This is a genomic window from Hylemonella gracilis str. Niagara R, assembly GCF_000600295.1.
GTDB classification, from domain to species: Bacteria; Pseudomonadota; Gammaproteobacteria; order Burkholderiales; family Burkholderiaceae_C; genus Hylemonella; species Hylemonella gracilis_A.
In genome coordinates this window covers 3281138-3294575 of the sequence record NZ_JEMG01000001.1, presented here as the reverse complement: position 1 = coordinate 3294575, position 13438 = coordinate 3281138, and the positions used below count along the sequence as shown (strand labels likewise).

13 protein-coding genes are annotated in these 13438 nt (G+C 65.1%); 9 read left to right on the top strand and 4 right to left on the bottom strand.

Annotated features, from left to right (window positions below; translation table 11 throughout):
• The first annotated feature begins 81 nt into the window (after positions 1 to 81).
• The 9 genes from AZ34_RS17715 to AZ34_RS14960 all read left to right on the top strand — a co-directional run bounded on the left by AZ34_RS17715 (position 82) and on the right by AZ34_RS14960 (position 9758).
• Positions 82 to 576 carry a pilus assembly protein PilP gene (locus AZ34_RS17715; RefSeq protein ID WP_197026566.1) on the top strand — a complete coding sequence of 165 codons (495 nt, stop codon included), beginning with the start codon at positions 82 to 84 and terminating at the stop codon, positions 574 to 576.
• A gap of 3 nt (positions 577 to 579) precedes the next feature.
• On the top strand, positions 580 to 2907 hold the full coding sequence (locus AZ34_RS18800; protein ID WP_231495546.1) for a type IV pilus secretin PilQ: 2328 nt from the start codon (positions 580 to 582) through the stop codon (positions 2905 to 2907).
• A gap of 37 nt (positions 2908 to 2944) precedes the next feature.
• Positions 2945 to 3520, top strand: coding sequence for a shikimate kinase (locus AZ34_RS14990; protein WP_035609510.1), 576 nt, complete (start codon positions 2945 to 2947; stop codon positions 3518 to 3520).
• 88 nt (positions 3521 to 3608) lie between these two features.
• Entirely contained in the window at positions 3609 to 4850 is a 1242-nt protein-coding gene (gene aroB / locus AZ34_RS14985) for a 3-dehydroquinate synthase (RefSeq protein WP_231495545.1), read from the top strand.
• Between the two features lie 66 nt (positions 4851 to 4916).
• A complete protein-coding gene (locus AZ34_RS14980; RefSeq protein WP_035609507.1) occupies positions 4917 to 6077 on the top strand; it encodes a deoxyguanosinetriphosphate triphosphohydrolase in 1161 nt (386 codons plus the stop codon).
• Between the two features lie 5 nt (positions 6078 to 6082).
• Entirely contained in the window at positions 6083 to 7438 is a 1356-nt protein-coding gene (locus tag AZ34_RS14975; RefSeq protein WP_051509901.1) for a CynX/NimT family MFS transporter, read from the top strand.
• Entirely contained in the window at positions 7435 to 8010 is a 576-nt protein-coding gene (locus tag AZ34_RS14970; RefSeq protein WP_035609504.1) for a DUF1415 domain-containing protein, read from the top strand. The genes AZ34_RS14975 and AZ34_RS14970 overlap by 4 nt, the downstream gene beginning before the upstream one ends.
• Positions 8011 to 8012: 2 nt before the next feature.
• Positions 8013 to 9020: a class I SAM-dependent methyltransferase gene (locus AZ34_RS14965; protein WP_419670220.1), complete on the top strand. Its 1008-nt coding sequence runs from the start codon at positions 8013 to 8015 to the stop codon at positions 9018 to 9020.
• Between the two features lie 39 nt (positions 9021 to 9059).
• Positions 9060 to 9758 (top strand): REP-associated tyrosine transposase, encoded by a 699-nt coding sequence (locus AZ34_RS14960; protein ID WP_035609501.1) that lies wholly within the window; start codon positions 9060 to 9062, stop codon positions 9756 to 9758.
• 492 nt (positions 9759 to 10250) lie between these two features.
• On the opposite strand, the gene AZ34_RS18435 is transcribed toward AZ34_RS14960, so the two are convergent.
• The 4 genes from AZ34_RS18435 to AZ34_RS14945 all read right to left on the bottom strand — a co-directional run bounded on the left by AZ34_RS18435 (position 10251) and on the right by AZ34_RS14945 (position 13424).
• The gene (locus tag AZ34_RS18435; protein ID WP_155831834.1) at positions 10251 to 10913 is read right to left on the bottom strand and encodes a hypothetical protein; all 663 of its coding nucleotides are present in this window, start codon (positions 10911 to 10913) and stop codon (positions 10251 to 10253) included.
• Positions 10914 to 11149: 236 nt separating this feature from the next.
• Positions 11150 to 11710, bottom strand: a complete 561-nt coding sequence (locus AZ34_RS14955; RefSeq protein ID WP_035609499.1) for an NYN domain-containing protein — start codon at positions 11708 to 11710, stop codon at positions 11150 to 11152.
• Between the two features lie 310 nt (positions 11711 to 12020).
• On the bottom strand, positions 12021 to 12752 hold the full coding sequence (locus AZ34_RS14950) for a hypothetical protein (RefSeq protein WP_231495544.1): 732 nt from the start codon (positions 12750 to 12752) through the stop codon (positions 12021 to 12023).
• 186 nt (positions 12753 to 12938) lie between these two features.
• Positions 12939 to 13424 (bottom strand): pyridoxamine 5'-phosphate oxidase family protein, encoded by a 486-nt coding sequence (locus AZ34_RS14945; protein WP_035609497.1) that lies wholly within the window; start codon positions 13422 to 13424, stop codon positions 12939 to 12941.
• Positions 13425 to 13438 lie beyond the last annotated feature (14 nt).

Sequence of the window (13438 nt, the reverse complement as noted above, 5' to 3'; positions counted from 1 at the left end):
CACAAGACTCCCGTGCCAGGCAGCTCGTGGCTGCCGCGCAGGAGCGTGCGCGGGTGCTTGGGTGGCGGGCGGTTCCCAGCCATGCTCGCCCTGGCCCTGGTCTGTGCTGCGTGCGAACGGGCTGAGGAACCGGACTTGCGCGACTGGTTGGCCGAGCAGCGCCAGCCAGTGGATGCGGGCACCGCATCCCTCGCGGTGCCCGTCCCCCCATCTGCGGTGACGACGGCCTTGACCCCCCTGCCGCTCGAGCGGCCCCTGGGGGCGGACCCTTTCGACCCACGTCGTCTTGCAGGTCCATCGCCACGGCGCACCGAAACGGGTCCGGACCAGCCGCTGGAAGCACGGCCCTTGTCCGCCCTGCGCATGGTGGGCAGTCTGCGCCGGGGCGAAGAAGTCGTTGCGCTGGTGCAGGCGGATTTGCAGATCTACCAGGTACCGGTGGGCGCGCTGCTGGGCACGGGCCGTGCCCAGGTGCTGCGCATTTCGGAGGACGGCATCACCCTGCGCCTGGCCTCGCCTGGGTCCCAGGGTGAAGCTGGGGCCCGCACCCTGACATTGCCCCTGCAAGGGCGTTGAAGCATGAAACCTGTTGCGCTTGTGATCTTGCTCTTCCTCACCCGCTGGTCCGGCTGGTGCTGGGTCGCTTGGTGGTGCGCGAGCAGTCTGCCCATGGCGCACGCGACGGCACAGCAGGAGGCAGCGCAGGCAAGCTTGCCCGTGACAACCCAGGAAACCGGGCAGGCGCCGGAGCAGACGGTGCCGCACGACATGGCCCAGGGCGTGATCCAAGGGGTGGCACAGGAAACGGTGCAGCAGACCGAACGCTCAGAGCCCCCGGGCCGCCCGCGCATTGTGTCGGTGGCCGGATCGGTCGAGCAGGGCCTGGAAGTGCTGCGCATCGAATTGTCCGCCCCGCTGGCGGTGCCTCCCACGGGCTTGCTCAGCCACGCGCCGGCCCGCATCGCTTTTGACCTAGACGAGGTGGCGCCCGTGTTTGAACGTGCGACTGAGGCGATCCAGCAGGGCAATCTGCGTTCGGTTCAACTGCTGGCCATGGGGCAGCGCACGCGCATGCTGGTCCATCTGCGGCAGGCCACCGGCTACCGAACCGAATTGCAGCACCAGACCTTGCGCATCGTCCTCAGCCCCGTGCCGGGCGCGCAGGCAGCGCCTGGCACGGCCGTGCTGGGTGGGGCCTCGGGCGCATCCGAGGATGCCGGGGCTGCACACGACGTGGACGGCCCGGTCGCTCGGGCCGGAGCGCGGCCACCGCTGGAGCCGATCCAGGCCCTGGACGTGCGCCGTGGCGCGGACGGCTCGGGCCGGGTCATCGTGGCCCTGCCCAGCAGCGAGGTGGCCGCGGACATCCGCGCCAGCGGTGGCGCGCTCACGGTGGAGTTTCCGGGCACGCACCTGCCGCAGCGGCTGGGCGGGGAGCGGGATGTGAGCGCCCTGGGTACCCCACTGCGCTCCGTGAGCGCGCAGCAGGTCGGCGAGCGCGTGCGCCTGCGCATCGAGGCCGACGGTGCCTGGGAATACAGCGCCCACCAGAACGACAACCAGTTCGTGGTGGACCTCGTGCCCCGATCTGCCTCGCCCGACGAGCCGGTGGCACCGCCGCGCTACAGCGGGCAGAAGCTGACGCTCAACTTCCAGAACATCGATGTCCGCGCCCTGCTGCAGGTGATCGCCGATTTCAGCGGTTTCAACGTGGTCACCTCCGACAAAGTCAGCGGCAACGTCACCTTGCGCTTGCGCGACGTGCCCTGGGACCAGGCGCTGGACATCCTGCTGCAGACCAAGGGTCTGGACCAGCGCCGCCAGGGCAATGTGCTGTGGATCGCGCCCCGGCAGGAGATCGTGGCCCGCGAGCGGCAGGAAAACGAGGCACGCGCCGCGCAGGAAGGGCTGGAGCCCCTGCGCACGCGCAGCTTCCAGCTCAACTACGCCAAGGCCGCCGACGTGGCCCAGCAACTGGGCGGCGCAGGGGCCGTGGGCGGGGCTGGCGCAGTGGCGGCGGCGCGCCTGCTCGGGCCGCGCGGCAGCGCCATCGCCGAGGCGCGCACCAACCAGCTCTTCGTGACCGACATCACCACGCGGCTGGAGGCCGTGCAGGCCCTGATCACGAAGATCGACGTGCCGGTGCGGCAGGTGCTGATCGAGGCGCGCATCGTCGAAGCCTCGGACACCTTCAGCCGTTCCCTGGGTGCCCGCCTCGGGGGTGCGGGTGGCCGCGCTTCCCGGGGCGGCGCGGGCCTCGGTTTCGGCGGCAGCTACAGCGCCACCGCTGCCGGCGCCGGAGGTGGTTCCTTCGTCAACCTGCCTTCGCCCGGCCTGGGTGGCCAGTCGGCCGGGGTCTTCGCGGTCTCCATCTTTGGCGAGAACGCCGCGCGTTTCCTCAACCTCGAAATCTCCGCGCTCGAGGCGGACGGTAAGGGCAAGGTCGTCTCCAGTCCGCGTGTGGTCACGGCGGACAAGGTCAAGGCCCTGATCGAGCAGGGCACCGAGCTGCCCTACCAGGTCTCGACCTCCAGCGGCGCAACGTCGATTTCCTTCCGCAAGGCCAACTTGATGTTGGAGGTCACGCCGCAGATCACGCCCGAGGGCAATGTGATCCTGGAGGTGGACGTGAGCAAGGACTCGGTGGGCCAGGACACCCAGGCCGGCTTCGCCATCGACACCAAGCACGTCAAGACCCAGGTTCTGGTGGAGAATGGCGGCACGGTCGTCATCGGCGGCATTTACACGCAGGAAGAGCGCGAAACCGTGACCAAGATCCCCTTCCTTGGGGACTTGCCCGGCCTGGGGGCGTTGTTCCGCGCCCGGGAGATGCGCTCGGAAAAGCGGGAGATGCTGGTGTTCATCACCCCCCAGGCCTTGACGGACCCCATGCCCTCCACGCGTTGACCTCCGTTTCCCCTCGTCTGTCTTGAATCCGGCTTCTTTGTTCCTCAGCTTCGTCGGCATGCCCGGCTCGGGCAAATCCACCGTGGGGCGCCATCTGGCGCGCCGCCTGCATCTGCCGTTCCATGATTCCGACCATGTGATCGAGCAGCGCATCGGCTGCTCCATCCGTGAATTCTTCGAGCGTGAAGGCGAAGACCGCTTTCGCGACATGGAGGCCGAAACCATCGCCAGCCTCTGCGCGCAAGGCAGCGTGCCGGACGGACCGGGTGGAGTGCTCTCGACCGGCGGTGGCGCGGTGCTGCGCGCCGCCAATCGCCAGCAGTTGCGAGCACACAGCCGTGTCATCTACCTGCGCACCACGCCCGAGGAACTGATGCGCCGCCTCAAACGCGACACGCACCGGCCGCTGCTGCAAACCAGTGACCCGCTGCAGCGCCTGCGCGACCTCCATGCCCAGCGCGACCCTCTGTACCGCGAAACCGCGCATTTCGTGATCGAAACCGGTCGGCCCTCGGTGGGCAGCCTGGTCAACATGATCGTGATGCAACTGGAACTCGCTGCAGTGATCCCGGTGGAGGCGGCCCCGTCGCCCACCGCCGGCCCAGCCTCCTGAGTCGGCCCCGCCGTGGCGGGCGTTTCGGGTCTTCCGGGGCGCCGTGTTCACGCGCTGGGACGGGCCCGGCCCCACGTAAACTAGCGGGATGTCTTCCATCTCCCCATCGGCGCCCGTGTCGGCGTCTGCGTCCATCCGGCCTGTGTCCTACTCCGTTTCCGAAGCCGTGACCTCCGGCGCGGACAGGGCGGGGGCCGAGGACGCTGCCGACGTGACTTCGCCCCAGCAGGTGCGCATCGACCTGCGCGAGTCCGGCGGTGACCGCAGCTACCCCATCTTCATCGGCAGCGGCCTGCTGTCCTGGTCGGCCAGTTTCGCCGGCCTGCCCAAGGCCGCGCAGGCGCTGATCGTCAGCAACACGACTGTCGCGCCCTTGTACGCCGAGACCCTGAAGCAGGCCTTGTTGGCGCACCATGCCCAGGTGACGGTGCTGGAGCTGCCCGATGGCGAGCAGCACAAGGACTGGGCCACGCTCAACCTCATCTTCGATGCGCTGCTCAGCCACGGCGCGGACCGCAAGACCGTGCTCTACGCGCTCGGCGGCGGCGTGGTGGGCGACATGACCGGTTTCGCCGCCGCCTGCTACATGCGTGGCGTGCCCTTTGTGCAGGTGCCCACCACCCTGCTGGCGCAGGTCGATTCCTCGGTGGGTGGCAAGACCGCCATCAACCACCCGCAGGGCAAGAACATGATCGGCGCCTTCTACCAGCCGCGGCGTGTGGTGTGCGACCTGGATGTGCTCAAGACCCTGCCCCCGCGCGAACTCAGCGCGGGCCTGGCCGAGGTCATCAAGTACGGCCCCATCTTTGACATGGCCCTGCTGGACTGGCTGGAGCAGCACATCGATGCACTGCGCGCGCTCGACACCGCGGCCCTGGCCCATGCCGTGCGCCGCAGCTGCGAGATCAAGGCCGAGGTGGTGGGGCAGGACGAACGCGAAAGCGGCCTGCGCGCCATCCTCAACTTCGGCCACACCTTCGGTCACGCCATCGAGGCAGGCTTGGGCTACGGTGCCTGGCTGCACGGCGAAGCGGTCGGTTGCGGCATGGTGCTGGCTGCCACGCTGTCGCAACGCCTGGGCCTGGTGGACGCGGCCTTCGTGGCGCGCCTCAAGCGCTTGATCGAACGCGCGGGCCTGCCCGTCGTGGCCCCAGTGCTGGACCCGAACGACAACGCCGGGCGTTACCTGGACCTCATGCGCCTGGACAAAAAAGCCGAGGCCGGTGAAATCAAGTTCGTGCTCATCGAGCGGCCCGGACAGGCCGTGGTGCGCGGCGCGCCCGACGCGCTGGTGCGTGAAGTCATCGATGCCTGCGCGGCGGCGGCCTGAATGGCGGTCGCAGCGGCAGTCGCAGTAGGCATCGGAACGGCGGTTGGAACGGAAATCGGCAGAACCATGACGCAGACGCTCGCCGCGTGGGCCAGCGACCCCGCGCGCAGCCGGGGGCGGCGCCACCCGCAGGCCCCCGCGCCCACGCGCAACGAACACCAGCGCGACCGCGACCGCATCGTCCACTCCACGGCCTTTCGTCGCCTGGTCTACAAGACCCAGGTCTTCCTCAACCACGAGGGCGACCTGTTCCGCACGCGCATGACGCACTCGCTGGAAGTGGCGCAGCTCGGGCGTTCCATCGCCCGTGCCCTGGCCCTGAATGAAGACCTGGTGGAGGCCATCGCGCTCGCGCACGACCTCGGCCACACGCCCTTTGGCCACACCGGGCAGGACGCGCTCAACGAAGCCATGCGCGAGCACGGCGGTTTCGAGCACAACCTGCAAAGCCTGCGCGTGGTGGATGCGCTGGAAGAGCGTTACCCCGAGTTCGACGGCCTGAACCTGACCTTCGAGACCCGCGAAGGCATCCTCAAGCATTGCTCCCGCGCCAACGCCGAGGCGCTGGAAGCGGCCGAGCCCGGCGGCGTGGCGCGGCGTTTTCTGGACCGCACCCAGCCCAGCCTGGAGGCCCAGTTGTGCAACCTGGCCGACGAGATCGCCTACAACGCGCACGACATCGACGATGGCGTGCGCTCCGGCCTGATCACGCTGGAGCAGCTGCAAGCCGTGCCCTTGTTCGACACCCATCGGCTCGAGGTGCTGCGTGAGCATCCTGACCTCGACGCCCCGCGTGCGGGCCGGCGCCTGCTCTACGAAAGCATCCGCCGCATGCTCAGCGCCCAGGTCTACGACGTGATCGCCGCGACCCAGGCCCGCCTGGCCGACAGCCGCCCGGCCAGCGCCGACGAGGCGCGCCGCCTGCCGCCGCAAGTGGGCTTCAGCGCGGCCATGCGTGAGCAGTCCATCGCGCTCAAGCAGTTCCTGTTTCAGAACCTCTACCGCCACCCGCAAGTCACGCAGACCATGGATCTGGCGCGCCGGGTCATCCAGGAGCTGTTCGCCTGCTACTGCGCCGCGCCGCAGGAAATGCAGCAGGGCTACGCCGATAAAGCTGCGCAGGCCGAGAGCCCGCAGCGCGTGGTGGCCGACTACATCGCCGGCATGACCGACCGCTACGCCAGCCGCGAACATGGCCGCCTGACGGGGCGCACACTGTGGGAATGAAGCGTATGCCGAAGACAAACGCGGCTCAGACAACACAGACGGCCCATGCATCGACGGCGACCTGGGTCGTCATCGTCGCGGGCGTGGCCGCGGCCCTGCATGTGGGTAAGTTGCCGCCCGCCATCCCCGTGCTGCGCGAGGCGCTGGACCTGACCCTGGTGCAGGCGGGTTTCATGCTCGCCCTGGTGCAACTGGCCGGCATGCTGCTGGGCGTGGTGGCGGGTTTACTGGCCGACGGCATGGGCCTGCGCCGCAGCATGATCTTTGGCCTGTTGCTATTGGGCGCCAGCAGCGCGGCCGGTGGCCTGGCGCAGGACGCGACGGCCTTGCTGCTGCTGCGCGCGCTGGAAGGCTGCGGCGTGCTGATGGCGACCATGCCCGGGCCCGGCCTGATCCGGCGCATCGTGAGTCTGGAAGGCGGGGCGTTGGGTCCGTCCCCGGGCCGGCTGAACGCCGCGCTCAGCCTCTGGAGCATGTACATGCCGGCCGGCACGGCGCTGGCCCTGCTGGCCACGCCCTGGGTCATCGGCTTGGTCGGCTGGGCCGCCTGCTGGTGGGTCTTGGCGGCGCTGGCCTTGCTGGCCGCCGCGCTGGTGGCGCGCGCCTTGCCGCCGGACGCCCCGCGCACCGGTCTGCAGCAGGCCGATCAGACCGCTAAGTCCGTTCAGATCGCCAAGTCGGACCACTGGGCGGCGCGTCTGCGCCAGACCCTGGGCGCCCTCGGCCCCTGGCTGCTGGCCCTGACCTTCGGCGTCTATGCCGCGCAGTGGTTGGCGGTGGTCGGCTTCCTGCCCTCGGCCTACGCGCAGGCCGGTATCTCGGTGCAATGGGCCGGTCTGCTCACGGCGGGCGTGGCGCTGATCAACATCGTGGGCAATGTCGGTGCGGGCCGTCTGTTGCAAGCCCATGTGCCCGCGCGCTCCGTGCTGGGCACGGGCTTTGGCGTGATGGCCGTGTCGGCTTTCGTGGCGTTTGCCGATTGGCCGCACTGGCTGGGCCTGGAGTCGTCCACGGTGACTGGCCTGGCGCGCTACCTCGCGGTGCTGCTGTTCTCCGCCGTGGGTGGCGTCATCCCCGGCACGCTGTTCGCGCTCTCGGTGCGCTTGGCCCCGAGCGAACGCACGGTGGGCTCCACGGTGGGCTGGATGCAGCAGGGCTCGTCCGCAGGCCAGGTGCTGCTGCCGCCGCTGGCGGGCTGGCTGGCCCAGCGTGTGGGCGGCTGGCATTGGACCTGGGCGCTGACCGGTGCCTGCGCCCTGGCCGGGCTGGTGCTGACCTGGGGCATCGGCCGCCAACTGCGCCGACAAAAGAATCAACAAAGCGGGCTGCACACGCGCCAACCTCGGGAGCAAGGCGCATGAGGCTGCCCGCCGACGACCCTCGCCACGCCACGGTGCAGGCCGACCTGCGGCACTGGCTGGAACAGGCCGTGATCGGCCTCAACCTCTGCCCCTTCGCCAAGGGCGTGCACGTGAAGGGTCAGATCCACTGGGCCGTCAGCGACGCGCGCGACACCGACGCTTTGCGCGAGGACTTGCGTGCCGAACTGCTGGCCCTGGCCGAGAGCGACGCCGAGTTGCGCGACACCACGGTGCTGGCCGCGCCCTGGTGCCTGGCGGATTTTCTGGACTTCAACGATTTCCTCGACGAAGCCGACGCCGTGCTCGAAGAACTGGAACTGGACGGCACCTTGCAGATCGCCAACTTCCACCCGCACTACCAGTTCGCCGGTACCGTCGACGACGACGTGAGTAACAACAGCAACCGCGCGCCTTACCCGGTGCTGCACCTGCTGCGCGAGAGCAGCATTGACCGCGCCGTGGCCGCCTACCCGGAGGCCGAGATGATTTACGAACGCAACATCGAGGCGCTGGAGCGCCTGGGCGCGGCCGGCTGGGCCGCATTGAACATCCGCCGCAGCGTGGGGGAGTGAGCATGAACGCCGCCATGAAACCCCAGGCCCGCCACGCCAAGACGGACAAGGCCGCAAAAACAGGCAATGCTGCCAAGACGGCCCAAGCCTCCGTGGCCGATGACCTGGGCCTGCGCCCTGGCCAGTCCTTGGAACTGCTGCAGGAACTGCACATCCTCACCCGCGAAGGCCGCCTGAACCAGGACAGCCGCCGCAAGCTCAAGCAGGTGCTGCACCTGTTCCAGTTCATCGAAGCGCTGCTGAAGGAACTGCCGCCGGACGCCGCGCCCACCCTGGCCGATCACGGCGCGGGCAAGTCCTACCTGGGCTTCATCGTCTACGACCTGTTCTTCAAGGCGCTGAAAGACGGCCACATCTACGGCATCGAAACCCGCCCCGAGCTGGTGCAGAAATCGCGCGAGCTGGCCGAGCGCCTGGGCTTCGAGCGCATGCGCTTCCTGAACCTCAGCGTGGCCGAGTCCGAGCGTGCCACCGAACTGCCCGCGCGCATCGACGTGGTCACGGCCCTGCACGCCTGCGACACCGCCACCGACGACGCCATCGCCTTCGGCCTGGCCAAGCAGGCGCGTTTCATGGCCCTGGTGCCCTGCTGCCAGGCCGAGGTGGCGGGCGTGCTGCGCGGCGGCAAGGCCCTGGCCCTGGCGCGCACGCCGCTGGCCGAGCTGTGGCGCCACCCCCTGCACACGCGCGAGTTCGGCAGCCAGATCACCAATGTGCTGCGCTGCCTCTACCTGGAGGCCATGGGCTACCAGGTGACGGTGACCGAGCTGGTGGGCTGGGAGCACAGCATGAAGAACGAGCTGATCCTGGCGCGTTACACCGGCCAGAAGAAGCGCAGCGCCGCCGAGCGCCTGCGCGCCATGCTGGGCGAGTTCGGCCTGGAATCCCTGCTGCCCGTGCGCTACGCGCGCCTGGGCGCGGCTCACGGTCCGGCTCACGGCCCAGTTCAAGGTGCGGACCACGCCCCGGGCTCAGATTCGGGCTCAGGCCCTGGCCCGGCCTCCGCCTGAAGCGGCGCGCTCAACACTCCGCCAGCAAGGCCTACCACCATGGCACGCCTGCCCCGCCTCAGCGTCGCTGGTCAAGCGCACCACGTGGTGCAGCGGGGCAACGACGGCCAGGCCATCTTCCGCGACGAGGTGGACCGGCGGCAGATGCTGCAACTGCTGGAGACGCAGGCGCGTGAACACCGCGTCGCCCTGCACGCCTACGTGCTGATGGACAACCATGTCCACCTGCTGCTCACCCCCGCCACGGCCGAGGGCCTGCCCAAGATGATGCAGGCCGTGGGCCGCCGTTACGTGCGCTGGTTCAACGACCGCCACGGCCGCAGCGGCACGCTGTGGGAAGGGCGCTACCGTTCCACCGTGATCGAGGCCGAGCGCCACCTGCTGCCCTGCATGGCCTACATCGACCTCAACCCCGTGCGCGCCGGCCTCGTGGCCCAGGCCGCGGACTACCCTTGGTCCAGCCACACGCACCACATCGGCCAACGCGCCGACCGCCTCGTCACGCCCCACGCCCTCTACTGGGCCCTGGGCAACACCCCTTTCGCCCGCGAAGCCGCCTACACCCGCCTGGTTGCCGAGGGCCTGACACAACAACAGCAAGAGGCCCTGACCGATTCCGCCTTCAAAGGCTGGGCCCTGGGCGGCCCCGAGTTCATGGCCGCGCTGCAGAAGCAGACGGCAAGGCGCTTGAGCAAGGGGAAGGCGGGGAGGCCGGCGGGGCGGGTGACAGGGGAGTAGGTGTCTCTGTCCCTATGCCTGTGGGTGACGCCAAATTGACTGAGCCTATCCATGCCTGGGACCTGGGATGAGCGGCTTTTTTCGATTGACGTAAAGGGCGGTCAAGGTGAGTTCTGCCAGAAAAACAGCAAGCCCCAGAGACCAATGAATGACCACAAGAATGCCTGAGGGAAACAAGAGGAAAGTCCACAGCCACACAGCCAACCCTTGCTGGTGGAAGTACTGCTTGCAGTGTTTGCAACGCAGAGGTTTCAACACAGAGCAATTGACGACGGCCCAACGTGAATATCCATGGTCAAACCCGCAGCACGGGCATGGCTTCTTGATGAAAAGCATAGACAGTCCGACGTGAAGTGATTCGGGTAGGCAGAGAAATTGAACGTAGAACGGGGACTAGGGTTCTCGACCCATTGCAGCCTGTCGAACCCCAAGAATGCAGTCACTCAACGTTTGAGTCACGCGGAGCCATCAGGCGTAGGCTTGAATTTGGTGCTAGGCACCACCCGTGGATTTACGTGGAACCGCTCGATTGGAGGCCAAATCCAAGGCCTTTTCAATTTTTTCAATGGAATTAAAGTATCGTCCGTTCTCGTCACTTTCGCGGAGACTTTTTAAGAGAATTTCACAGTAACCTTTGACCTTATAGCGCTTGAATTCCTCTTTGTCAGTCCTCGGTAGACAAAAATCTATTAATGATTCGATACAACGCTGCGCGTTCAACTCATCATTTGCAGCGATGTATAAGGGTACTGCCGCCGCAAAATCTTCAACCGAACTAGGTGCATTCCCTCTTTCAAGGGAGCTAATTCCTTGAATGTGTAATGCCCGAGCTTCTGCGGCTGCTGCTGATTTCTTTAGGTCACCACTAAGTTCTTCGATGCGCCTTGCAAATTCCGAACGAGCATTCTTCATCTCATCCCTAACACTCTGTTCGATTGCCTCGCGAATCCTCCTTTTCTCTGTTTCGATTTCTGATTTCAGATCACGCGAGATCGAATCCTTTTCTGTGCGTAGAGAGCGGATTTGTACCCATCCGACAACCAGCGGAACAAGTACACCTATAAAGGCAATTACGCCAAACGTAACGATCAGGAGCTTGTTGAATGCCTGATCGTAGAAGCCGTTAACAGTATTCAAAAGTTGCAGTGAATCCATGATCTCACTTGTGGTTATTGACACGATGTATACCGAAAACTGTAGAAATTTTGAGTGCCTGCTATTGGTGTTCAGATTCGCTTTCCACGTCTGGCCAATTTCAGCTGGTTCCGACTTCTGTTTTCGCCCCTTTGCAGCAGGTCGGCAACATAGAAATCTGATCCATAACGTTGTAGCTTAGTCGCGAGCTGCAGCTTGCCGACGCAAGTCGGCTCGAGCGACTGGTTGGGCTCGCTTTACGGCGGTAACGCAACACCGCCTCCGATGCGCAGATATGGAAGGTACTTGTCCAGCACGCAGAATTCACTAGCCTCCTTCTTAATCGCTTCCGCCGCATTGCTCCAGAACCAAACTTCGACATGCCAGCCGCGCTTCTTTGCGCGAGAGATAACAGGAATGAAGTCGGCATCGCCACAGGCTAGAACTAGCTTTCCTGCAGGTGTTACTGTCAATACGCGCTCGACTACATCCATACCCATTTCCATATCCACACCCTTCTCTTTGTTTCGGATGTTCCGGTCAAAGAGCTTGACGTCGAAGCCTTCGTCGCGAATGCGCTGCCAGATCGTATCTTCCGGAGGCGGTCGAGAGCCGTAAAGAACTGGTACTTGGGCGAGTGGTCGGTTCCCCTTGCTCTTCACAACGAAGAGAAACTTGCCCCAATCGACCTCGTAAGCATCGTCCAACTCCCGGTCGAGCTTGTCTTTGCCGCGCCGCTTCATAGAGGCATGTCGTCGCGCTTCTATCAAGACGTTCGAGTTGTCAACGAACAGATGCAATTTCAATGAATCGTCCATTTGAAGCTCCCTTGGCGAAGGCTGTGAGCCCTAACTGGATGCAGATTGCAGAACCGGCTAGAAAAATGGCGACCGCGTGATGGACCGTTCTTCAGTCCCCCCCCTAATGTCTTGTCGCTATTGAAGAAATCTAAATCTACTTGGCCTTTTTGCAGGTGTAAGTAAAACTGACAAACCACGCAGTTGCCTAAATGCATTCTAGTAATGCCGGATAGTGAGGTGATACCCCAGAAAGGGTCATTGAACGACAGGTTTCAGGCCATTCCTTGAAATTCCGCTTCTGGCCGGTTTCTGCCTGAGAGCAAGGAACTCAATTGGCGCGTGGGACACCCTCTAGCCCAAGTCTTTCGAGGATCTGCTGGTTGTACCGCGCCCAGTCTCGTTCGGAATTCTCGATCACCATCTTGTTCAGCCGCAATCGGTCATAGAGCGCATCCGTCATGAGTCGGTAGTCCTGGTACAGCGCGATGAGGCCTTCGAGACCAGCGAGATTCCGGCGGACCGCGTACGGTCCCTTCAGTTTCCAGTCGACCTGATACTTCACCCAGTCCTCCCCGCGCTCTGCACAAACGATGCGCACGGCACGTTCAACATCCTGCTGCCGCAGGTAGACGACGAGCGGGTTCAATGGTTCGATGACTTGGGCCAAGCGTTCGCAGTACGCCGCAAGTTCATCGAAGCTTGCCTCCATCAGGAAGAGATGGGTCAGGTCGCCGTGGAAGAGTTGACCGTCCAGCACGGGCACGTATCCGCTACGTTGGGTCTCTTCAGCAAACGAACGCCACCTTGAAACGGCTCGATGCGCCAGCTGCTCAGCCGTGGAGTCGCGCCAGGGTTCAAACCAATGTTCGAGCTCATCGGTCGCCCGAACGGGGTGGGGGTCGGTGCGCTCGTGTATCGCAAGTGCCGGTCGGCCTGCATCTTCCAGCGCCTTTGCGACGATCCTCATGGTGGTGGACTTTCCGGAGCCCATGATGCCCTCGATGATGACCAGCCTATGGTTCTTGGAAGCCGCGTTTTCTGTCAATGCGCCGCAGTTCATTTGAATGTTGTATCCGATTCGGACAGCGGTCTCGGGCCTTCGCTCCTGACCGCCAAGTCTTGCCTGTTCCAAGCCCAGCCTATCGGGTAGTCGCGTTGAGGCAACTCCATCTAGTGTGATGCTCATCCTGGTGCCTCCCGAGTTGCAAACCAAGTGCCACGAGCTGATTGGAGGGCTGGGTAGTGTCTACAGCTCGCCCTGTTCTGATCGCTGCACGCCATAAGCAAGCAGCGCGGATTCAATCTGCTTTTCCTCGCTCGTTTCCGACGGGTACAGCCGGTAGCTGGGTGCCACGATGGGCTCCACCGCTGTCGCGCGCACCACGAACACACTGTGGATGGGAAAGCGCTCGCCAGCCATCGCGCGCAGGGGCGCGACCCAATGTGCGTACCCGTCTTCTGTGGGCTGGGCTTCCGTGCCGAGGCCGAGCACCTTGTAGCCCTTCTGGGCGAACACGTCGATGAAGCTGAGGCACACCTTGGCGTTGGCGCGGATGTTCTTCGCCGAGCCTGGCGAGGCGATGTTCGCCACGACGATGTGCTCGTCGTCCAGGACGGGGAAGATTTCCTTGGGCGTGACGTTGGGTTGACCGGATGCGTCGGCCGTGGCCAGCCAGCAGAGCACGCTGCGCTGCGCCATGGATCGGATGTCGGAGCCTAGGAGGGGGTTCATCGCAGCACGGGTGG

Bases quoted from the DNA above. Each gene is read 5' to 3' on its own strand.
- AZ34_RS17715 (WP_197026566.1), top strand. From the start codon at position 82: ATGCTCGCCCTGGCCCTGGTCTGTGCTGCGTGCGAACGGGCTGAGGAA.
- AZ34_RS18800 (WP_231495546.1), top strand. From the start codon at position 580: ATGAAACCTGTTGCGCTTGTGATCTTGCTCTTCCTCACCCGCTGGTCC.
- aroB (WP_231495545.1), top strand. From the start codon at position 3,609: ATGTCTTCCATCTCCCCATCGGCGCCCGTGTCGGCGTCTGCGTCCATC.
- AZ34_RS14980 (WP_035609507.1), top strand. From the start codon at position 4,917: ATGACGCAGACGCTCGCCGCGTGGGCCAGCGACCCCGCGCGCAGCCGG.
- AZ34_RS14975 (WP_051509901.1), top strand. From the start codon at position 6,083: ATGCCGAAGACAAACGCGGCTCAGACAACACAGACGGCCCATGCATCG.
- AZ34_RS14970 (WP_035609504.1), top strand. From the start codon at position 7,435: ATGAGGCTGCCCGCCGACGACCCTCGCCACGCCACGGTGCAGGCCGAC.
- AZ34_RS14965 (WP_419670220.1), top strand. From the start codon at position 8,013: ATGAACGCCGCCATGAAACCCCAGGCCCGCCACGCCAAGACGGACAAG.
- AZ34_RS14960 (WP_035609501.1), top strand. From the start codon at position 9,060: ATGGCACGCCTGCCCCGCCTCAGCGTCGCTGGTCAAGCGCACCACGTG.
- AZ34_RS18435 (WP_155831834.1), bottom strand. From the start codon at position 10,913: ATGGATTCACTGCAACTTTTGAATACTGTTAACGGCTTCTACGATCAG.
- AZ34_RS14955 (WP_035609499.1), bottom strand. From the start codon at position 11,710: ATGGACGATTCATTGAAATTGCATCTGTTCGTTGACAACTCGAACGTC.
- AZ34_RS14950 (WP_231495544.1), bottom strand. From the start codon at position 12,752: ATGAACTGCGGCGCATTGACAGAAAACGCGGCTTCCAAGAACCATAGG.
- AZ34_RS14945 (WP_035609497.1), bottom strand. From the start codon at position 13,424: ATGAACCCCCTCCTAGGCTCCGACATCCGATCCATGGCGCAGCGCAGC.